The organism is Glycomyces sp. MUSA5-2, from assembly GCF_037034145.1.
In the GTDB taxonomy this organism is placed as follows: domain Bacteria; phylum Actinomycetota; class Actinomycetes; order Mycobacteriales; family Micromonosporaceae; genus Glycomyces; species Glycomyces artemisiae.
Map to the genome: position 1 here is coordinate 105019 of NZ_JBAGKG010000013.1, position 20967 is coordinate 125985.

Below are 20967 nucleotides of genomic sequence, written 5' to 3' on the forward strand. Positions count from 1 at the left end.
CCGCGATCCGCCGGGCGGCACTCTTCTCGCACAGGGAGCCCGCGAATGTCCGAAGGCCAGCCGAAGCTCGCGAGCCTGCTCGACGCGGCCGCGCACGCCCCGAAGCTCGCGCGCCTCGCCGAACTGGCGTCCGGGTCCGACCGCCCGGTCGACGTCGTCGCCGTCCCCGGCGCCCGGCCCCTGGCCCTCGCCCAGGCCGCGCGGCACGCCGCCGGGCCGGTGCTCGCGATCACCGCGACCTCTCGCGAGGCCGAGGAGCTGGCCGAGTCCCTCGCGTCGTACCTCGCCGAGGCCGACATCGCCTACTACCCGGCCTGGGAGACCCTCCCGCACGAGCGGCTCTCCCCGCGCTCCGATACCGTCGGCGCCCGCCTCGACCTGCTGCACCGCATCCACGCCGGGGACGTCCCGCGCGTCATCGTCACGCCCGTCCGCGGCGCCCTCCAGCCCCAGCTCAAGGGCCTCGGCTCGCGCGAGCCCGTGCACCTGCGCCGCGGCGACGAGACCGACCTCACCGACCTCGCCGCGCACCTGATCGACCTCGCGTACGAGCGCGTCGACCTCGTTGAGAAGCGCGGCGAGTTCGCCGTCCGCGGCGGCATCCTCGACGTGTTCCCGCCGACCGCCCAGCACCCGCTGCGCCTGGAGTTCTTCGGCGACGAGGTCGACACCATCCGCGAGTTCTCCGTCGCCGACCAGCGCTCCCTCGACGCCGCCGCCGGGGACGAGCCCGCCGAGCTGCGCGCCGTCGCCTGCCGCGAACTGCTCCTCACCGACGAGGTCCGCGAGAAGGCCGCCGCGCTCGGCGAGACCTACCCCGGGCTCGCCGAGATGTGCGCGAAGCTCGCCCAGGGCATCCCCGTCGAAGGCATGGAGTCGCTCCTGCCCGCGCTCGCCGGGACCGGGAACCTGGAGTTGTTCCAGGAGGTCCTGCCGCGGGACGCGCTCGTCGTCGCCATCGAGCCCGAGCGCATCCGCACGCGCGCGCTCGACCTCGTCGCCACCTCGAACGAGTTCCTCGAAGCGTCCTGGGCCGCCGCCGCGGCCGGAGCCGAAGCGCCCGTGGACCTCGGCGCGGGCACGTTCCACGACCTCGCCGAGGCCCGCACTACCGCGCTCGCGAAGGGCCAGCGCTGGTGGACGATTTCGCCGTTCGCCGTCGCCCCCGAGGACGCGATCGACGACGCCTCGGCCGCGGAGCTCGCCGCGATCACCGGCGAGCCGCTCTCCTACGGCACCGGCGTCGAGGACGACGGCGTCACCGTCGACCTCGGCTTCGCCGAATCCCCGCGCTACCACGGGAACACAGCCCAGCTCGTGGAGGACCTGCGCGCCTGGACCCGCGAGGGCCGCGCCGTCGCGGTCGTCTACCCGGCCCTCGGCGGCGCCGAGCGCGCCGCCGAGCAGCTGCGCGGCGAGGGCATCGGCGCGCACCTGGAGTCCTCGCCCGCTGAGTTCGCGCGCGGCGAGGTCGTCGCGTGCGTCGGCACGCTCGCGCTCGGTTTCATCAGCGACCGGCTCGTGGCCGTCACGGCCGCGGACATCGCGGGCGGCAAGGCCCTCGCGGCGCAGCGGCCCCGAAAAGGCAAGGCCGCCAAGCGCAGGGGCGCGGTCAACCCGCTCGAACTCTCGCCCGGCGACTTCGTCGTCCATGACGCGCACGGCGTCGGCAAGTACGTGGAGATGGTGCGCCGCGCGATCGGCGGCGCCGAGCGCGAGTACCTCGTCATCGAGTACGCCGCGTCCAAGCGCGGCCAGCCCGGCGACCGCCTGTTCGTGCCGACCGACTCGCTCGACCAGCTCACCAGGTACGTCGGTGGCGAGCAGCCCACCGTCCACAAGCTCGGCGGCGCCGACTGGCAGAAGACGAAGCGCCGCGCCCGCAAGGCCGTGCGCGAGATCGCGGCCGAGCTGATCCAGCTCTACGCGGCCCGCCAGGCGGCCGAAGGGCACGCGTTCAGCCCGGACACGCCGTGGCAGCGCGAGCTCGAAGACGCGTTCCCGTACATCGAGACCCCCGATCAGCTCTCGGCGATCATCGACACCAAGGCCGACATGGAGGCCCGCGTCCCCATGGACCGGCTCGTCATGGGCGACGTCGGCTACGGCAAGACCGAGGTCGCCGTGCGCGCGGCGTTCAAGGCCGTGCAGGACGGCAAGCAGGTCGCGGTCCTCGTCCCGACCACGCTCCTCGCCTCGCAGCACTACGGCACGTTCGTGGAGCGCATGGGCCAGTTCCCGGTGAAGATCAAGCAGCTCTCGCGCTTCCAGTCCGCGCGCGAGGCCGCCGAGATCCAGCGGGGCATCGCCGCGGGGGAGATCGACATCCTCGTGGGCACGCACCGGCTCCTCCAGGCCGAGACCCGCTTCAAGGACCTCGGGCTCATCATCGTCGACGAGGAGCAGCGGTTCGGCGTGGAGCACAAGGAGAAGCTCAAGGCCCTGCGCACCGCCGTCGACGTGCTCACCATGTCGGCGACGCCGATCCCGCGGACCCTGGAGATGGCCGTCACCGGCATCCGCGAGATGTCGCAGATCTCCACGCCCCCGGAGGAGCGCCACCCGGTGCTCACCTACGTGGGCGCGTGGGAGGGCCGGCAGGTCGCCGCGGCGATCCGCCGCGAGCTGCTGCGCGACGGGCAGGCGTTCTACCTGCACAACCGGGTCGAGTCGATCGACCGGGCCGCGACGAGGCTGCGCGAGCTCATCCCCGAGGCCCGCATCGCGGTCGCCCACGGGAAGATGAGCGAGACGCAGCTGGAGCAGATCATGCAGGGCTTCTGGGAGGGCGAGTACGACGTGCTCGTCTCGACCACGATCATCGAGTCGGGCATCGACATCCCGAACGCGAACACCCTCATCGTCGAGCGCGCCGACCTCCTCGGCCTCTCGCAGCTGCACCAGATCCGCGGCCGCGTCGGACGCAGTCGCGAACGCGCGTACGCGTACTTCCTGTACCCGCCGGAGCAGCCGCTGTCGGAGACCGCGCACGAGCGGCTCGCCACGATCGCGCAGCACTCCGAGCTCGGCGCGGGCATGTACGTCGCCATGAAGGACCTGGAGATCCGCGGCGCCGGGAACCTCCTGGGCGCCGAGCAGTCCGGGCACATCGCCGACGTCGGCTTCGACCTGTACCTGCGGATGGTCGGCGAGGCGGTGACCTCCTTCAAGGGCGGCACCGAGGAGCCCCCGCCGCCGGTGAAGGTGGAGCTGCCGCTGGACGCGAACATCCCGTTCGACTACATCGAAGTGGAGCGGCTGCGCCTGGAGATGTACCGCAAGGTCTCCGAGGTCCGCGACGAGGCCGAGCTCGACGAGGTGCGCGAGGAGATGGAGGACCGGTACGGGCCCTCCCCCGAGCAGGTGCTCACCCTGTTCCACCTGGCGCGCTTCCGGCTCCTCGCCCGCCGCCACGGGCTCACCGACATCGCCTTGCAGGGCAAGAACCTCCGGTTCTCCACAGTGGATCTCCCGGACTCGAAGCAGCTGCGCCTGGGCCGCCACTACCCGGACGCGCACTACAAGGCCCCCGCGGGCCTCATCAGCGTCCCGCGGCCCACGACCTCCCGCGTCGGCGGCAAGCCCCTGGAGGGTCTCGCGCTCCTCCAGTGGTGCGCCGACCTCATCACCGACATCGTCCCGGAGGACGCGCCCGTCCCGGCCTGATCCGCTGCGGGCTAGGCCTGCTCGAAGTAGAAGCTCTTGATGAAGCAGTCGCGGGGCTGCCCGATCGCGAACCGGACGCAGTCCACGAGCGACCGGGCGCCCAGCGCGTCGCCCGTGCCGCGCTCCTCGTCCCACGCCGGGCCGAGCGGGTCGGCGTCGTCGAAGTCCGGCGGGTACAGCGAGATCACGCGGACCCCGCTGGGCCGCAGCCGCTTCGACAGCACCTCCGTGAACCCGGCCTGCGCGGCCTTCGCTGCGTAGAACGCCTCGTGCGCGGCCGACCGGTGGTTCCCGTACTCGCCGCACCCCGACACCATCGTCACGATGTCGGGCCGCGGACTGCGCAGCAGCAGCGGCAGCACCGCCTTCGTCACCAGCACCGTCCCGGCCGCCCCCGCGGCGATCACCTCCGCGACCTGCTCGTCCGTCGCCTCGGTGAACCCGCCCGCGTCCAGGTACGGCGCACCGTTGTTGACGAGCACGTCCACCGCGTCGCTCGTCTCTGCAAGCGCTTCGGCGAACTCCCGCACCGACACCGGGTCGGCGAGGTCGCACTCGAACGCATGCGCCCGCCCGCCGACGTGCCGCACCTGCTGCGCCGTCTCCTCCGCGGCCTCGAACCGCCGCGCCGACACGAACACCTCCGCGCCCTCGCGCCCCAGCGACACCGCCAGCGCCCGCCCGAACCCGCGCCCGCCGCCGGTGACGACCACCCGCAGCCCTGAGAACCCCATCGCGACCTCCGCATCCGTCTCCATCTCAGTGTCCTCACCCCCGCGGACGCGTCAAGTCCTCGGACCCGGTCCCGGGACCCCTGTACGCGCCCGCGCCCCGTGCCGCACAATGAGCCCATGGGCGCGGACTCCACGAGCACGCCGGCCGCGAGGCCGCTCACGGTGCGGCTGCTCATGGGCCTGCTCGTGCTCGGCTGGATCGACTTCATGGCCGTGCTCGTCCCCGAGTACTTCGCGTGCGGCCCGCACGACGCGCAGTGCGGGCGCATGGGGTACACGAGCCCGGCGTTCCTCACCGCGGCCGTCGTCGCCGCTTCCGGACTCCTGGTGTACGCCTTCGGGATCTGGCACCGCCGCGCCTGGGCCTGGTTCCTCGCGGTCGTCACCACCGGGGTGCCCGCGATGGTCCTCCTCGCCGACCCCGACTCGTGGCTCGCGGCCCCGCCGCTCGAAAAGCTCGCGGGCGTCCTCGACCTCGCCTGCCTCGGTGCGCTCGTCTCGCCCCCCGTGTGGCGCTGGGCCGGGCCGCGGGCCCGCGGCGACTGAAAACCGGTTCCCCACCAGCGGCTCCGCGGACGTACCCTGGAGTCAGCCCAGTGTTTGGAGCTCCCGTGAACAGCCCCGTCGCTTCCGGCCCCGCACCGCTGTACGACAAGCCGCATTCGGTCGACCTCGCCCAGGTCATGATGGTGTTCCAGTACTTCATGCTGGTCAGCGTCAGCCTCGGGCTCGGGCCGCGCCTGCTGCGCTGGGTCGAGTCCCGCACCGCCGACGTCCCCGGCGTCTCCGAACTCGAACGGGCCCTGCCCGTCGGCACGTCCTTCCCCATCGCGATCGTCCTGCCGCTCATCGCGCTCCTGACGATCCCGTACGCGGCCATCGTGTTCCAGCTCGGCCGCGGCCGCCGCTGGGCCCGCACGTTCGCGCTCGTCTTCGCGGTCGCGAACACCGCGATCGGCATCATCGGGGTCTCGCGGACCTACGGCGACATCACCGCGCTCGTCATCGCCCCGATCTGGATCGCCATGGGGCTGAGCGTCCTCGGCGGCCTCGCCTCCCGCACCGGCCGCCAGTGGTTCCGCCAGGACGGCTGGGCGCCCTGGTACGCCCGGTACGAGATGGACCAGCTGGAGCACCGCCGCTCGGGGCGCCGCAGCGTGCCCGCGGGCGACGAGGACAGCGCCGACTGAGACGCACCGCACAACTACTTCCTGTCATGGATTCCGGCGCCGCCCCGTTCAGAGTCCGAGCCAGCCAGACAGGAGTGAGACCATGAACCCGAAGCACCGCATCACCGTCCTCGGCGCCGGATACGCCGGAGCGTGGACCGCGGGCAACCTCGCCCGCCGCCTGCACCAGGACGACGTCGAGATCACCGTCGTCAACGCCGCGCCCCTCTTCGTCGAGCGCCTGCGCCTCCACGAACTCGCCGCCGGGCACCCGATGCCCGAGCACGAACTCGCCGAGGTCTTCGCGGGCACCGGCATCCGGCTGCGGATCGCCCGCGTCACCGCGGTCGACGCCGATGCCCGGACCGTCACCCTCGAAGACGAGCGCGGCACCGAGCGGCTCGAATACGACACGCTCGTCTACGCCCTCGGCAGCACCGCCGCCGTCGACGGCACGCCCGGCGCCGAAGAGCACGGCCACCACGTCGCCTCCCGGCCCGCCGCGCTGAAACTCAGGGCCCGCCTCGACGAACTCGACGGCGAGGGCCGCGTCCTCGTCGTCGGCGGCAACCTCACCGCGATCGAGGCCGCCACCGAGATCGCCGAGGCCCGGCCCGGCCTCCGCGTCGCCGTGGCGACCAGGGGCGAACTCGGCGGCTGGCTCGGCCCCAAGGCCCGCCGCCACCTGCTGAAGGCCTTCGACCGCTTCGGCATCGAGATCCACGAGCACACCCGCATCGCCGAGGTCACCGCCGCAGGCGCCCTCACCGGCCACGGCCGCCTCCTCGCCGCCGACGCCACCGTCTGGGCCGCCGGGTTCGCGGTCCACCCCATCGCCGCCGCCAGCGGCCTGGCGGTGCGCCCGGACGGCCGGATCACCGTGGACCGCCAGATGCGCTCGGTCTCCCACCCCGACGTCTACGCCGTCGGCGACGCCGTCTTCACCATCGGCGACAACGGCCTCCCGCTCCAGATGTCCTGCGCCTCCGCCGGATTCACCGGAAGGCAGGCCCTCCAGGCGATCATCGGCGACCTCACCGGCGCCGAGATCAGCCAGACCTCGCTCGCCTACTACGGCAACCACATCAGCCTTGGCCGCAACGACGCGATCCTCCAGATCGTCAACGGCGCCCGCACCACCTGGGCGCTGACCCGCGGCCCCGCGAACGCGTACAAGAAATTCGTCGTCAAAGGCAGTATGTGGGGAACCCTGCACCCGACCTTCACCCTGCCGGTCCGCAGGCACCGGACCGCCGCCGCGGCCGCGCGGACCGCCCCGTCGGTCCCCGCATAGGGTCGTCCGATGGACTCCGCCGCCACGGCGCGCTTCGAGGCCCTCCGCTCCAGGATGGCCTCGCTGGCGTACCGCCTGCTCGGCTCGGCGGCCGACGCCGAGGACGTCGTCCAGGACGCGTTCCTGCGCTGGCAGGCCGCCGACCGCGACTACGTCGAGGTCCCGGAGGCGTGGCTGACCAAGGTCGTCGCCAACCTCGCGCTCGACCGGCTCCGCTCCGCCTACGCTCGCCGCGAACGCACCGTCGGCTCCTGGCTTCCGGAGCCCCTCCTGGAAGGCGACCCGATGCTAGGCCCACTGGACACAGTGGAACAACGAGAATCAGTGACCATCGCGGTCCTCCTCCTGCTGGAGAGGGTCCCGCCGGTCGAACGGGCCGTCTACGTCCTGCGAGAAGCCTTCTCCCACTCCCACAAGGAGATAGCGCAGATCCTCGACATCACCGAGTCCGCGAGCCAGCAGCACGCCCTGCGCGCCCGCCGCCGCGTCCGCACCGCACCCCGCGCCGAAGTCGACCGCGCCGCCGCCCGCGAGATCGTCGAGGCCTTCGTCTCCGCCGCGGCCTCCGGCCGCACCGACCGCCTCGTCGCCCTCCTCACCGCCGATGCCACCGGCCTCTCCGACGGTGCCGGCCTCTCCGCGACTCTCATGTCCCTCACCGGCGCCGAGAACCTCGCCCGCGTCATCCGCGGCGGCTTCAAACCCACCCCCGCCAAACGCCGCCTCGCCGGAGGCGCCCCCGCCTTCCGCGCCGCCATCGTCAACACCGCCCCCGCCGTCATCGCCACCGTCGACGACCGCGTCATCGGCGCCGTCATCCTCACCACCACCCACGGCCTCATCACCACAGCCACCTCAATAGCCGCCCCCACCCGCCTCCACCGCCTCACCAAAACCTGGCAGACCACCCCGCAAGAAGCACCCCCGCTCATCGCGAAGTGGTGACTCAGGGCTCGAACGACCTGGGGTGGGCGGATTGTGGAGCGTTTGCTTGTGAGGTTAAGGTCACAGGGGCTGTCGATCGGGCGGCCTTGGCGATGAAGGGGAGTGCTGTGCGCACACTGAGACTGGCGGGTGTCGCCGCGGTCGGGCTGCTCGTGCTGGGGGCCTGCGGGAGTCAGCAGGGGGCGGCGCTGTTCGTCGGGGACGAGCGGGTGCCCGAGTCCACGATCGACGGTTACGTAACGACGATCGCGGACTTCCGCGAGGAGCAGGGCGAGGACCTGAGCGTCTTCGACTACTCGGGCGACCGGGAGCAGGTCGTCGTGTACGTGCTGTACTCCGAACTGGGCCACGCCATCGGGCTCGACCCGGTGGACGGCGCGGGCGCCGACGAGCTGGAGACCATCGCGCTCGAAGCGGAGCAGTACTTCCAGGCGCTCGTGGCCGAGTCCGAGCCGCGGCCGCTCACCGAAGACGAGGTCGCGCGCATCGCCGAGGCCGCGCAGACCGACGCGAACGTCGCCGGGTACAGTCAGGAGGACCTGGAGCTCCTCGCCGGGTTCACCGACGACCTCGCCGCGTACGTCGAGGAGTACGACATCTCCGTGAACCCCCGCTACGGCGACTTCGACCTCAGCCCGCTCCCCTCGGTGTTCCCCGTCGAGGTCCCGCAGCGTTGAGCACCGTCACCTGGCTCCTGACCTCCCCTCGCATCCCCGCCGGACTCCTCACCGTCGAGGCGTGGGACGCCCTGCAAGAGGCCGAGGCGGTGGCCGCGTTCGACGAGACGCCCGCCGTGGCGGCGATCCGCGACGCCGGGATCGACGTCGACATCGTCGAGGACGCCGCCGAGTTCCTTGAGGAGGGCGGCGTCTGGATCGTCGGCGAGGACGGCGACGAGGAGCTGCGCGAAGCGCTCGCGGAGTACGTCGCGGGCGGCGAGGTCGAGCTCGAAGTCGTCTACGGCTCTTGGGATCCGCCCGGCGCGCGCCTGCTCGACCTCGTCGAGGCCGTCGCGCGCCTCCACGCCGAGGACGGCTGCCCGTGGCACCGGGCCCAGACCCACCGGAGCCTGGGCCCGTACCTGCTGGAGGAGTCCTACGAGGTCCTCGACGCGATCGCCGGGGGCGACCCCGACGAGCTGCGCGAGGAGCTCGGCGACCTGCTGTTCCAGCCGCTCCTGCACGCCTCGCTCGCCGAGGGCTTCGACATCGACGACGTCGCGGGGGACCTGGTCGAGAAGATCATCCGCCGCCACCCGCACGTGTGGGGCGACGCCGACCCCGACGACCTGTACGAGCACTGGAACGAGGCCAAGGCCGCCGAGAAGCCGCACCGGGACCACCCGGCCGACGGCGTCTCCCGCCAGCTGCCGTCGCTCGCCTTGGCCGCCAAGGTCATCGAGCGCTTCAGCGACCAGGGCGAGCCGCTGGAGCTGCCGGAGCTGCCCGAGGGGATGAAGCTCGCGCCGGAGGACGTCGGGGACTTCCTGCTCGCCGCCGTCAGTGCCGCACGCCAGGCCGGGGTCGACCCCGAACTCGCGCTGCGCCATGCGATCACCGAGCGCGCCGGGCTCGAACGCCTTGACCCGCAAGGGCACGGCGCCGAGGACGGCGCCGACGACGAGGCCGAGACCTCCGAAGGCGGGCGCGGAGTATAGACGCAACCGCGATTCTGTGCGGAAAACTTCACAATATCGTTCTGTTGGGCTTAACAATCAGTCTGATCTTTGTTACGGTCGTCCCCATGCCATCCGGTGACGCAAGTGTTCCGAGCCCGGCAGGGGCCGACACCCAGGTCAAAGAACCGGGCGGCCCCGCGGGGCCGCCCGATCCGGGCTCCCCGACCCGTTTTCACCTGGGCTCGCCGAGCCCGGCGGACGGGGGCCCGATGGAACGGCTCGCCCGTGAATCGGGGGGCCTCGACGTGAACAGCAGGTACGCCTACCTGCTGTGGTGCCGCGACTTCGCGGACACCAGCGTCGTCGCTCGCGCGGGAGACCGCCTGGCGGGCTTCATCACCGGATACCGGCGCCCGGCCGCGCCCGACACGCTCTTCGTGTGGCAGGTGGCCGTGGGCCCGGACTTCCGCAGGCGCGGACTGGCATCGCGCATGCTCGGCCACCTGGCCGAGACCGTGCGCGCCGACATCGGGGTCCGCTTCGTCGAAGCGACCGTGACCCCCGACAACAAAGCGTCGATGCACTTGTTCGAGTCGTTCGCGCAGGCGAACGACGCGGACTTGACGCGCGACGTGCTGTTCTCCGAGCACGAGCTCGGCTCCGGACACGAACCCGAAGTGCTGCACCGCATCGGGCCGCTTGCGCGCCCGATCGGAGTGATCGGTGGGCCGCTGCGCCCGGACCGAGCGCTCGGTGGGCCGCTGACGCCCCCGCGCGGCACGACGGGCCGCGCCCGGGACTGAGTTCGCCCGCCCTACCCGGGCACCGACAAGAGCCGGCCCGGGTAAGCGCCCGTCCGCACCTGCGGACGGGGAGCGGAGGACCGCTGAACAGGCCGACCCAGAGAGACTCATGCAGGTTTTCGAACAGGTCGAATCAGAAGTCCGCTCCTACTGCCGCAACTGGCCCACGGTGTTCTCCACCGCGAGGGGCAGCCGCATCACCGACGAGCAGGGAAGATCCTATGTGGACTTCTTCGCCGGTGCGGGCACCCTCAACTACGGCCACAACCACCCGGCGCTCAAGGAGGCGCTCCTCGCCTACCTGACCGAGGACAACGTCGTGCACACGCTCGACACGTACTCGACCGCCAAGCGCCGGTTCCTCGAATCGTTCCGCGACCTCGTGCTCGCGCCGCGGAACCTCGACTACAAGGTCCAGTTCCCCGGCCCCGCGGGCAACAACGCCGTCGAGGCCGCGCTCAAGCTGGCCCGCAAGTACACCGGCCGCGAGACCGTCGTGTCCTTCACGAACGGCTTCCACGGGATGACCCTCGGGGCCCTCGCGGTCACCGGGAACTCCATGAAGCGCGGCGGCGCCGGCGTGCCGCTCAACAACGCCGCGACCATGCCGTACGACAACTACATGGACGGCCGCACGCCCGACTTCCTCTGGCTGCGAAGCCTCCTGGAGGACCCGGGCTCGGGGCTCGACCGGCCCGCCGCGGTCATCGTGGAGACCGTCCAGGGCGAAGGCGGCATCAACGTCGCCTCCGACGCGTGGCTGCGCGGCCTCGAAGCGGTGTGCCGCGAGCACGAGCTGCTGTTCATCGTCGACGACATCCAGATGGGCTGCGGGCGCACCGGGCCGTTCTTCTCCTTCGAGCGCGCCGGGATCAGGCCCGACATCGTCACGCTCTCGAAGTCCTTGTCCGGCATGGGACTGCCGTTCGCGCTCACGCTCATGAAGCCGCACCTGGACGTGTGGGAGCCCGGCGAGCACAACGGCACGTTCCGCGGGTTCGCGCCCGCGTTCGTCACGGCCCAGGCCGCGCTGGAGACGTTCTGGCGCGACGACGACCTCACCGCCGCGGTCGACGACCGCGCCGCGTGGCTCGACGGCGAGCTGAACGGCATCGCCGAGTCCCATCCCGAGCTCGGCATCACCACGCGCGGCCGTGGCCTCGCCCGCGGCCTGGTCTTCACCGAGCCCGCGCACGCCGGGCAGGTCTGCCAGGAGGCGTTCGCGAACGGCCTGCTCATGGAGACCTCCGGCGCCGAGGACGAGGTCGTCAAGCTCCTCCCGCCGCTCACGACCACCAGGGACGACTTCGAGGAGGGCATCGGCATCGCCCGCGAAGCCGTCGCGACCGTTGCGAAGGAACACGAAGCGAGGAGCGCCGCATGATCGTCAGAAGGCTCCAGGACCTCATCGGCACCGAAGCCGACGTCGAAGGCGGCGACCGCGACCGGGCCGCCGGGACGTGGCGCTCGCGCCGCCTGCTGCTCGCCGGGGACGGGACCGGGTTCTCCCTGCACGACACCGTCCTCTACGCGGGGACCTCCACGACCATGCACTACGCCAACCACGTCGAGGCCGTCTACGTCATCGAAGGGTCCGCGAAGCTCCGCGACCTGGAGAGCGGCGAGGTCCACGCGCTCGCGCCGGGGACGATGTACGTCCTCAACGGACACGAGCGGCACACCCTCGACGTCGAAGAGGACCTGCGCTGCGTGTGCGTGTTCAACCCGCCGGTCACCGGCCGGGAGGTCCACGACGCCGACGGCGTGTACCCCCTCATTACCGAAGAACCCTGACGGAACGCGCCGCATCCGCTGCGGCGCAGAGAGGAACGAACGACCATGTCGCCCACCGACCTCTATCCGACGCGCCGGTTCGACGAACCGCGCCTGATCTACCGCACCGAGGACCCCGCCGTCTGGGGCGGGGCCGCCGACGGGCCGCTCACGCAGCGGCACCTCGACGGGCACACGCAGCACGGCTTCACCCCCGTGGAGCAGCTGCTCACCGCGTCCGAGCTCGCCGCGGCGCAGAACGAGATCGAGCAGCTCCTCCACGACCCGTCCCTGGCCGGGGACGAGCGGGTCGTGCGGGAGCGGACCACCGACGAGGTGCGCTCGGTCTTCGACGTCCACAAGATCTCGCCGTTCTTCGCCGCGCTCATCCGCGACGAGCGGATCGCCGGGGTCGCGCGCCAGATCCTCGGCTCCGACGTGTACGTCCACCAGAGCCGGATCAACTACAAGCCCGGTTTCGGCGGCGCGCCCTTCGAGTGGCACTCGGACTTCGAGACCTGGCACGCCGAGGACGGCATGCCGCGCATGCGCGCGGTGAGCCTGTCGCTCGCGATGACCGAGAACTACCACTTCAACGGCTCGCTGATGATCATGCCGGGCTCGCACCAGACGTTCGTGTCGTGCATCGGCGAGACGCCCGCCGACAACCACAAGGCCTCGCTGGTCAAGCAGGAGATCGGCACGCCCGACCAGGCGTCGCTGCGGCTCCTCGCCGACAAGTACGGCATCCACCAGTTCACCGGCCCCGCCGGGTCGGCGGTCTGGTTCGACTCGAACTGCATGCACGGCTCGAACGGGAACATCACGCCGTTCCCGCGCTCGAACCTGTTCATCGTGTTCAACGCCGTCGACAACTCGCTGGTCGAGCCGTTCGCGGCCGACCGGCCGCGCCCCGAGTACCTCGGCTCGCGCGACTGGCAGGTCCTCAACTAGCCGTCCCCTGGACGCCTCGGTGAGGACCGGGGGACCCCGCGTCCCCTGGCAGGGCGTGGCGCGGCCTCGGCTCCGGTGGAGCCGGGGCCGCATCGCGTCCGCGACGGCCGCCCCGCTCGCTGAGGTGCGGCCCCACGCCCGCGCTCGGCGCCTCACTCCGCGAGGACCGGCTCCGCGTCCGCGTCGTACACCGGCGCCGGGAGCGCCGCGACGATCGCCGTCAGCTCCTCCGCGGTGAGCCCGAAGTCCGGGTCCTGGAACGAGATCCGCATCATGACCGCCCAGCCGTCCGGGTCGACCACCGTGATCTCGTACTCGCCCTCGAACCACGGCTCGTCGATCCCCATCTCGGGATTCGCGTCGTGCTCGACGCGCGTCTCAGCGACGTACGCGGTGCCGCCGCCCCCGACCTCGGTCTCGGTGCAGTCGCCCCGGCGGCAGTCGGAGAGGTACGGCCCGTCGGCGTCGGCGTCGCCGAATCCGGGCACCCAGCCGCCGGGCAGCGTGTACACCAGTTCGAACGGCACGGGCGAGGACTCGCCCTCGACCGGCATCTCGCCGTTCATCACGTACTGGCGCAGCGCCACCTCGCCGTCGCGCACGGGATCGGCCGGGTCGAGCTCGGGCATCACCCACGGCTCGAACACCACCGCCCCCGGCACGCGGTCGGCGAGCACCGTCCCGGCGTCCACTGCCGTCGCCAGCGCGCCGTCCTCGGCCCACGGCCGCCACGAGTCGTCCGACGCGAGCCATCCCGGAGGCACGTCCACGACCTCCCCGACGCCGTGCAGGTCCGCCGTGTCGAAGTCCGTCTCCGGCATGGCGAGGACCGCGTCGGCGAACCGGCCTGCATCGACGGCGACCTCGCCGTCGCCGTCGACGTCGCAGCCGTCCCAGGAGGCCCGGAGCCCGGATCCGTTGGGGTAGACCACGGCCGCGTGCAGCTCGCAGCCGTCGGCGGCGGTGTAGAGGACCCGGCCGTCGTCGAGTCCGGTCCGCTCGAACTCGTCCGCGTCGTCGTCGATGAGGTGCTGCGGGAAGTACTGCTCGCCCGTGGGCCCCGGCTCGTCGGTCCAGCCGCCCGGCAGCAGCGCCTCCACGTCGAGCAGGACCCGGCCGCCGGCGCCCTCCTCGTCCAGGCCGATCCGGACCGATGCGAGGTAGCTGTAGAGCTGCACCTGGCCGTAGTTCCCCGGGCTGGTGTGCCCGCTGAACGCGAGCTCGCCCCTGTCGGCCACGTACTGGAGGTCCTGCGCGGCCTCCTCGGGGCTCACGCCGTGCTCCTCGGCGTACTCCTGGATCTCCTGCGCCGTGGGTTCGTACATGACCGTCGTGAAATCGGACTCCTGGAACAGGCCGGTCTCCAGGAGCAGCGGCGCGAACGCGTCCCGCGCGGCGTCGGTGAGCGCCTGCGCCGTCTCCTCGTCGCTGAAGCCCTCCTCCCCGGGCATCGGGTAGCCCGACAGGGCCGGGTCCGGGTCCTCCCCGGCCGCGGGCGGGTCGTCGACCAGCACTCCCGGCAGGCCCGCGATCGACAGGGCCAGCACCCCCGCGATGGCGGCGACGCCGGTCGCGGCCGCGCTCGCGAGGACCGCGCGGTGGCGGCGGCGCGCCTTGTAGCCGTCGCTGACGATGCGGTCGAGGTCGAACGAGCCGGACGGCGGCTGCTCGGGCATGAGCTCCCGGAGCACCGCGCCGGGGTCGTCTTGCAGATTCATGGTGGTTCGCTTCCTTCCGCTACGCCCGGGCAGGCACGGCGGCGTCGGTGAGGAGCTCGCGCATCTTCGCGATTCCCTTGGCGCACTGGCTTTTCACGGTTCCCGCGGAGCAGCCCATGGCCGCCGCGGTCTCGTCGACCGACAACTGCTCCCAGTACCGCAGGACCAGCGTCGCCCGCTGCCGCGGCGGCAGCCGGTCCAGCGCCGCGGCGAGTTCGAGCCGCACGTCGACCTCCTCCTGGGGGCGGTCGAGGCGCCGCACCGGCAGCTCGTCGCTGGCGCGCTCGCGGCGCACCCACGACAGGCGGCGGTGCGAGAAGTACACGTTCGTGACGATGCGCCGCACGTACGCGGGCGCTCCGCCGGGCTCGACGCGCCTCCACGCGGCGAACATCTTCGTCAGGGCCTTCTGCACGATGTCGTCGGCCTCGAACCAGTCCCCGCACAGCAGGTAGGCGTACCGCCGCAGACTGTCGCGCTGGGCGATCGCGAAGGAACGGAACTCGGCCTCTTGCTGCTCCTCGGTCTCCACTGGGCCTCTTTCACATGACGGGTAGGGGCCCGGCCCCGCGCACGGTGGTGGATGGCGACGCGGCCCGGCACGCTGAATACGCGGCCGGGCCGGACGCGGTTGCCCGGTGTGGGAGGTTTTCTCCGTCTCGCGGCCGGGCCCGCTGCGCCGCTAGGAGATCGCTGCGCGGGCCGTCCGCAGCGCGCGTACCGACGCGGTGCACACGAGGATCGACCCCGCCGCCGACGCCGCGGTCAGGGCCGCCCACGCCCCAGTCGGCCCCTGCCCGTCCGCGACCACCGCGATGAGGGCCGAGCACCCGAGCGCGGTGGCGATCTGGACCAGGCCGAGGAGGCCGCAGAGGCGGGCGGCCCGGCGTTCGAGGTGGCCGGTGAGCACGAGCGCGGCCGCGCCGAACGCGACGGCCGTCGCGGCGTCGACCACGCGCGCCAGGAGGGTCGCGGCCAGCCCGGGGTCGCCGTCGCCGCCGAACACGTCCCACATGATCGTCATGGCGGGCAACGCGATCAGGAGCGTCCACGCGGTCTGGCGGGCCTGCGCGGCCTCCAGCTCCCGCTGGACCTCGGCGGCGACGATCCGCGGCTCGCCGAACTCCGACGCGGCCCCGTCGACGGCCTCGCCGCGGCTCAGCCCGGCCGCGACGCGCTCGGCGACGGCCTCCTCGAAGCCGTCCTCGATCTCGGCCAGCATGTCCCGGCGGACCCGCCTGGGACCCCGCAGCGGCGCGGCCACCGCGGCGATGTACTCGTTCATGCGCCGAGGACCGCCGACATGACCTCGCGCAGCGACTTCCAGTCCCGCACGCCCTTGTCGAGGGCCTTCAGGCCGTCCTCGGTGAGCGCGTAGACGCGCCGCCGCCGGCCCGCGTCCTGCGACCAGGTGCCGCGGATGCTCCCGGCGCGCTCCAGCCGCCGCAGCGCCGGGTAGACCGTGCCGCTGGGGAGGTCGAGCCGCTCGCCGCTGTGCTCGCGCAGGGCCGAGATGATCGCGTAGCCGTGGGCCTCACCGCGTTTGAGGGTGGCGAGGATGAGGGTGTCGAGCTGTCCGTGAATGCCGTCCGCGTCCATGGGTCCAGGCTACGCCCCGATAGGTAGACGGTCTTGTTATGTAGAGCTTCTACATGTAGTCTCTCTACATGAACAGACACCTCGCCACCGCCTCGCTCCTCCTCGGCCCCCTGCTCGGCGCGACCGCCACGTTCCTGTGGGAGAGCGACCGCTACGGCGTCACCGCCTCGACCGTCCTCATGTGCTCCACCGTCGCCTGGATCTACGGCCTCCTCGCCGTCTGGACCCGCATCGGCGAGCGTCGGCCCTGGCTCGGCGCCCTCGGGTCCCTGCTCGCCCTCGCCGGCTTCGCCGGCGGCATGGCCTTCAGCCTCCAGGGCTTCTTCGAAGGGATCTTCGGCGTCTCCGGCCCCGACTCCCTCGCCGCGGCCGCCGAGCACCCGGTCGCCTCCGCCGTCGTCCTCTGGATCCCCGGCCCCGCCTTTCCCCTCGCCCTCTGCGCCCTCGGCGCGGCCCTCCTCTGGACCCGCCTCGCCCCCCTCTGGCTCGGCCTCCTCCTCATCGCCTCCGGCGCCCTCTTCCCCCTCAGCCGCATCTCCCGCACCGAGTCCCTCGCCCACGCCGCCGACCTCCTCATCCTCGCCGCCTTCATCGCCCTCACCCTCACCTACCTGCGCCTCGACCGCCCCACCCCCGTGCCGACCTCCTCCTGACCACGACGGGCCCGCGCCCTTTCAGCCGAGTCGTCCCCATCACAGGAACCCGTTTGAAGGGGCGCGAGCCCGTCCGGTACAGTTACATCCCGTCAGCGCAACGAGCTTCGAGGCGCTACGACACCATTGGGGTATGGTGTAATTGGCAACACAGCTGATTCTGGTTCAGCCGTTCTTGGTTCGAGTCCAGGTACCCCAGCCAATTTGGTTTCATCCAAACAAACAGGCCCGCCCAGCGGGCCTTTTTGTTTGCCCGTGGTCGTTCCCTGCGCCGCGGATACCAGCGGTTCGAGCAGCTCCGCGACTTGGTTACCGACCACCTTCGGCTCGCGTTCCCCGTCCTCGACCGTGACGTAGAGCCGTCCGAAGAACCCGAGATGAACGGCCCGGTGCTGGGCTTCAGGCAGGGCCTCAAGAAACCGAACCGGATCATCGAGCAGCTCAAGCAGCAGGTTGACCGCCCGTCCCGCGGCCTCCAACCCGGCGCTGCCGACCCTCTCCAAGCGCTCGGTTACTCGCGAGAGCTGATCCCGCAGCTCCCGAACCTTCTCGTTGAGCCGTGCCTGCGGCCAGTCCGGATCACCGACCAGCTCCAAGAGTTGATCCTGCTGCCGTTCAAGCCGCGCTCGCTCCGAACTCAGTTGCTCTCGAACTTCGACATCGAGCCGCTGGCGCTCCCGGAACGCCGCTTCAAGTTGCGACTGAAGCTCGCTCGCAACGCTCGAAGGAATCCGAAGGCGCGCATAATGAGCCCGCACCTCGGCCTCCATGATGGCGACGGGAACCCGCTCGCTCCGGCATGTCTTGTTCGCCCGGCCGCTGCAAACGAAGTAGGCGTACTTCACGCCCCGTCCATTGGTCACGATGTCGAGGTAGAACCTGGTCCTGCAACGCCCGCACCACAACACCCCCTTCAGCGGGTGGTCGTACACCCGCTTCCGGATGCCGCCGTTGTTCTGCCGCATCACGTCCTGAACTCGGTCGAACAGCTCCTGGCTCACCAGCGGCTCATGCCGTCCCTGGTACTCGACGCCCTTGAACGTGACCCGCCCCAGGTAGTACCGGTTCCGCAGGATCGACCCGACGGTGTACATCGGCACCTCCCGCCCGGCCGGGCACCGCTTGCTCGGCCGAGTCCGAAGCCCTGCTTCGGTGACCACCCGCTGCGCCTCCCGGAACGAGTACGTCCCGCTCGCGTACAGCTCGAACATCATCCGAATGAGCGGAGCCCGTTCCTCGTCCAGGACGACAGTCCGGACCTCGCGGCCATCGACCATCACTCCGGTGTTGAGGTACCCGATCGGCGCCTGATGAGCGGTGCCGCCATTGGCTGCCTTGGCGCTCATCTTGTAGGCCACGTCCGCACCCGACGCCCGCGACTGATACTCGTTGACCCCGTCCAGGATCGCGGCCACCAAGTCACCGACGTAACTGTCCTCGGTGTAGTCCATGATCGAGACGAGCTGCACCCCGAGCTTCTTCAGCTCCCGCCGCGTGATCGCCGCATCCGCCGTATCCCGGTGCATCCGCGACCTCGCGTACACGATGATCGCCCCGACGTCCTTCTCGTTCCTGATGCGCGCCATCATCTCCAGGAACTTCGGCCGCCCGTCGACCGTCATCCCCGACTTCCCCGGCTCGACGTACTCGTCCACGACCTCCATCCCCAGCTCCTCGGCCCGCCGCTGGCACGCCTTCCGCTGCGCTGGAATCGAGTTCCCTTCCGGGTCGTAGTCCGTCTCCACCTGCCCCCGCGAGGACACCCGCAGATAGAGCACGGCACGCTTCGCCCTGACGTCCTGACTCATGATCGATCGGCCTTCCGACTTGAAGATTCGGTCCGACCCGCATCCGCGCCCCTGGGCTCTCCCCCGGCACTCCGCTCCGACTCCATCACGGCATCGATCACGCTCTCCACGATCAACCGCACATCAACGTCATCCCGAAGCGCCCCGGTTACCCTTACACGCACCTCTCTGCCACCCACGAGGCTCACCGCCCCGCTACGGCAAAACAGCAGGTCAACGCCACCGTAGACCCGCTTCGCCGCACCGTCGAGCGACCCGAATTATCCGACTCCGAAGCACCCCGAACCGCCCCGCGCACGGGGAATCCTTCGGGAACACCACAAGAACGCGCGCTGGCTACACGCACAAAGAAAACGACCAATGGCGATGTCTCGCCGCGATCGAACGGCCTGGACCCTTGGATTCTACCATTCTCCAAGCCCGAGAACTAGATCCAAATACGGGACTACCAGCCAAAACAAGGTCGACATACGACAGCGACGAAAGATACGCTCAGACCGTCGGATCAAGCAGAAGGCGGGATGCCATTATCGAAGGCGGCGATTGTCACAGCTCTTGAGCTATGCGAGATGAGCGAATTCGTCTTCGCCTGGTTGCCACAACTCCCAAGCACGGTCACTGAATCCTGAAAGCATGGCGATTTCGGGGCCGATGAGCTGTGCCGAAGTCGGATTTACGATAATCGCGCTGGTTCGCAGCTCAAGAGTCAGGCCAGTGCCTGCCGCTGCCGAGACTGCTCGCACTTCCTCACCGATCAAGGCCCTGAGAGCGTCAGCGTATCCCGGAGAGCGCTCCAAGATCTCCTGTGTGTGCACGCCATGCAAACTCCGGATCTCCGGCATGACAAAGCAACTGAGGTAGGGCGCTTCTCCCGGGCTTTCAAAGTGCAGTTGCACGTAGTCGCGAACGAACTGCACCGAGTACAGCTCGGCTCCAACGAGTCGAGTCAGTAGATCGTCGTCTTGCTCCTCGCCCACCGCTCTTGATCCTCCCGTTGTCGGCGGTCTTCCCTCCGCTCAGGTTAGAGGCAGCGTCAATCTACCTGTGAGACCGCGGCAACGAGCCAGCGGGAAACCGGAGCCGGTTCCAGTTGCCGAACATCTCCGATCCATCGGAATTCGGCCAGTTCCGGGGAAAGCGACACTTCCGCACTCGGCGCGACCGCCCGCAAGATCGTCAAGGTGTCCCGCTTTCCTTCCAACGTCGTCACGAGGGTGTCCAGGACGATGAACGCCTCAGTAGGGACCGCCAGCGCAAGCTCCTCGCCAACTTCCCGCGCGATGGCCTGCGCTGGTTTCTCCGTGGTCGGCTTGTAGCCGCCGCCGGGCAGACCCCAGCGGCTCGGATCGCTGTAGGAATGACGGACGACAAGGAACCGCCCCGATCCATCGGGATGAAACAGCAGTGCCTTCACCCCGAACGTCTCTGGCTTGCGTAGCCGCCACCACAACCGCATGCCCGGCGCGATCATTCGGAGGATCGGCGCGGGCAGGCGGATGTGTCTCATCGGGCGATTATGACGGTCTTGAAGTTCGGGTCGTCGTATCGGTAGCGAACCATCCGGCGCGTGCCGGTGAACGGCTCGCGCGAGTGGATCATGGCCCGGTTATCGACGATGAGCAGATCACCGGGCCGCCAGCGATGCACCACGGCGACCGCTTCCGAGAGCGCCGCCTCGACCTCGGCATAGAGGCCCGCCTCCGAGACCGAGGAAGGCAACGGCTCCTGAACTGCGTTGGTCTCCAGCGCAGACCGGAATCGCAAGACTGCCCCGTGTTGCGGATCGTGGACGACCAAAGGATGCGTGGCGGCCGTCGGCCGCCATTCTGTCCTGTAGGTGATGCGAACCTGCGCCAGCTCGGGCAGAGACTTCAGCAGCGCACGGGCAGCGATACGACCGTCGAAGAGGCAGGTCGCACCACCACTGTTCGCCGTCTCCAAGCACCCAAGCGCGAAGTAGCGCAGCGATTCAGGATCGTCCAACTGCTCTGTGTGGCGAGGCAGCCAATCAACCGAGCCGGAGGATTCCAACAGCCGGACTCCCATCCAGCCGGCGCCCACATGCGCTCCGAACCGAGCGGCGGCCGTGGTCATCGCTTCCTGGTCGGGCTCGGCGCGGATGAGGCCATACCCGCGAACGTCCAGGTCCATAAGCAGTTCGTCGAGATCGATTGCAGCAGGCAGCACAACAGGCTCCAAGATCATGAAGAGAAGAGGGTGCGGAGCCACCGCC

20 protein-coding genes, 1 tRNA gene and 1 pseudogene are annotated in these 20967 nt (G+C 70.5%); 13 read left to right on the forward strand and 9 right to left on the reverse strand.

Translation table 11 applies throughout. The annotated features are described in order from the left end of the window. Positions 1 to 45 precede the first annotated feature (45 nt). A complete protein-coding gene (gene mfd, locus WA640_RS26810) occupies positions 46 to 3666 on the forward strand; it encodes a transcription-repair coupling factor (RefSeq protein WP_335991922.1) in 3621 nt (1206 codons plus the stop codon). A gap of 11 nt (positions 3667 to 3677) precedes the next feature. On the opposite strand, the gene WA640_RS26815 is transcribed toward mfd, so the two are convergent. Then, positions 3678 to 4400, reverse strand: a complete 723-nt coding sequence (locus tag WA640_RS26815) for an SDR family oxidoreductase (RefSeq protein ID WP_442904847.1) — start codon at positions 4398 to 4400, stop codon at positions 3678 to 3680. Between the two features lie 117 nt (positions 4401 to 4517). Here WA640_RS26815 and WA640_RS26820 point away from each other — a divergent pair, with 117 nt between their 5' ends. The 10 genes from WA640_RS26820 (at position 4518) to thpD (ending at position 12956) form a co-directional block, all read left to right on the forward strand. Continuing rightward, positions 4518 to 4946, forward strand: coding sequence for a hypothetical protein (locus WA640_RS26820; RefSeq protein ID WP_106365042.1), 429 nt, complete (start codon positions 4518 to 4520; stop codon positions 4944 to 4946). A gap of 65 nt (positions 4947 to 5011) precedes the next feature. Then, positions 5012 to 5590: a hypothetical protein gene (locus tag WA640_RS26825; RefSeq protein WP_335991924.1), complete on the forward strand. Its 579-nt coding sequence runs from the start codon at positions 5012 to 5014 to the stop codon at positions 5588 to 5590. 82 nt (positions 5591 to 5672) lie between these two features. Then, positions 5673 to 6863, forward strand: a complete 1191-nt coding sequence (locus WA640_RS26830) for an NAD(P)/FAD-dependent oxidoreductase (protein ID WP_335991925.1) — start codon at positions 5673 to 5675, stop codon at positions 6861 to 6863. Positions 6864 to 6872: 9 nt separating this feature from the next. Then, on the forward strand, positions 6873 to 7808 hold the full coding sequence (locus tag WA640_RS26835; RefSeq protein ID WP_335991926.1) for a sigma-70 family RNA polymerase sigma factor: 936 nt from the start codon (positions 6873 to 6875) through the stop codon (positions 7806 to 7808). Between the two features lie 107 nt (positions 7809 to 7915). Further along, positions 7916 to 8485: a hypothetical protein gene (locus WA640_RS26840; protein WP_106365034.1), complete on the forward strand. Its 570-nt coding sequence runs from the start codon at positions 7916 to 7918 to the stop codon at positions 8483 to 8485. After that, on the forward strand, positions 8482 to 9465 hold the full coding sequence (locus WA640_RS26845; protein ID WP_335991927.1) for a MazG family protein: 984 nt from the start codon (positions 8482 to 8484) through the stop codon (positions 9463 to 9465). Before WA640_RS26840 ends, WA640_RS26845 begins: the two co-directional genes overlap by 4 nt. Before the next feature lie 86 nt (positions 9466 to 9551). Further along, positions 9552 to 10229, forward strand: coding sequence for a diaminobutyrate acetyltransferase (gene ectA, locus WA640_RS26850; RefSeq protein WP_335991928.1), 678 nt, complete (start codon positions 9552 to 9554; stop codon positions 10227 to 10229). A 109-nt stretch (positions 10230 to 10338) separates the two neighbouring features. After that, the gene (gene ectB, locus WA640_RS26855; protein WP_335991929.1) at positions 10339 to 11613 is read left to right on the forward strand and encodes a diaminobutyrate--2-oxoglutarate transaminase; all 1275 of its coding nucleotides are present in this window, start codon (positions 10339 to 10341) and stop codon (positions 11611 to 11613) included. After that, positions 11610 to 12023 (forward strand): ectoine synthase, encoded by a 414-nt coding sequence (locus WA640_RS26860; RefSeq protein WP_106365030.1) that lies wholly within the window; start codon positions 11610 to 11612, stop codon positions 12021 to 12023. The genes ectB and WA640_RS26860 overlap by 4 nt, the downstream gene beginning before the upstream one ends. Positions 12024 to 12068: 45 nt before the next feature. Then, positions 12069 to 12956 carry an ectoine hydroxylase gene (gene thpD, locus WA640_RS26865; protein ID WP_335991930.1) on the forward strand — a complete coding sequence of 296 codons (888 nt, stop codon included), beginning with the start codon at positions 12069 to 12071 and terminating at the stop codon, positions 12954 to 12956. A gap of 152 nt (positions 12957 to 13108) precedes the next feature. Here thpD and WA640_RS26870 read toward each other — a convergent pair whose 3' ends face one another. From WA640_RS26870 to WA640_RS26885, 4 genes are all read right to left on the reverse strand, one after another. Further along, the gene (locus tag WA640_RS26870; protein ID WP_335991931.1) at positions 13109 to 14674 is read right to left on the reverse strand and encodes a hypothetical protein; all 1566 of its coding nucleotides are present in this window, start codon (positions 14672 to 14674) and stop codon (positions 13109 to 13111) included. 19 nt (positions 14675 to 14693) lie between these two features. Beyond that, positions 14694 to 15206: a SigE family RNA polymerase sigma factor gene (locus tag WA640_RS26875; protein ID WP_106365027.1), complete on the reverse strand. Its 513-nt coding sequence runs from the start codon at positions 15204 to 15206 to the stop codon at positions 14694 to 14696. Between the two features lie 150 nt (positions 15207 to 15356). Further along, positions 15357 to 15959, reverse strand: a complete 603-nt coding sequence (locus WA640_RS26880) for a permease prefix domain 1-containing protein (protein WP_335991932.1) — start codon at positions 15957 to 15959, stop codon at positions 15357 to 15359. Continuing rightward, entirely contained in the window at positions 15956 to 16273 is a 318-nt protein-coding gene (locus WA640_RS26885) for a PadR family transcriptional regulator (RefSeq protein WP_106365025.1), read from the reverse strand. The genes WA640_RS26880 and WA640_RS26885 overlap by 4 nt, the downstream gene beginning before the upstream one ends. 68 nt (positions 16274 to 16341) lie before the next feature. Between WA640_RS26885 and WA640_RS26890 the strand changes: the two genes are divergently transcribed. Next, positions 16342 to 16926, forward strand: coding sequence for a hypothetical protein (locus WA640_RS26890; protein ID WP_335991933.1), 585 nt, complete (start codon positions 16342 to 16344; stop codon positions 16924 to 16926). Between the two features lie 127 nt (positions 16927 to 17053). Next, a tRNA-Gln gene (locus WA640_RS26895) sits at positions 17054 to 17128 on the forward strand. A gap of 559 nt (positions 17129 to 17687) precedes the next feature. Here WA640_RS26895 and WA640_RS28960 read toward each other — a convergent pair. The 4 genes and pseudogenes from WA640_RS28960 to WA640_RS26915 all read right to left on the reverse strand — a co-directional run. Then, positions 17688 to 18734, reverse strand: a pseudogene (locus WA640_RS28960) (recombinase family protein); the annotation flags it as partial. 560 nt (positions 18735 to 19294) lie between these two features. Next, positions 19295 to 19711, reverse strand: a complete 417-nt coding sequence (locus WA640_RS26905; RefSeq protein ID WP_335991936.1) for a hypothetical protein — start codon at positions 19709 to 19711, stop codon at positions 19295 to 19297. Positions 19712 to 19767: 56 nt separating this feature from the next. Beyond that, entirely contained in the window at positions 19768 to 20241 is a 474-nt protein-coding gene (locus WA640_RS26910; RefSeq protein ID WP_335991938.1) for an NUDIX domain-containing protein, read from the reverse strand. Next, positions 20238 to 20939: a TauD/TfdA family dioxygenase gene (locus WA640_RS26915; protein ID WP_335991939.1), complete on the reverse strand. Its 702-nt coding sequence runs from the start codon at positions 20937 to 20939 to the stop codon at positions 20238 to 20240. The genes WA640_RS26910 and WA640_RS26915 overlap by 4 nt, the downstream gene beginning before the upstream one ends. Positions 20940 to 20967 lie beyond the last annotated feature (28 nt).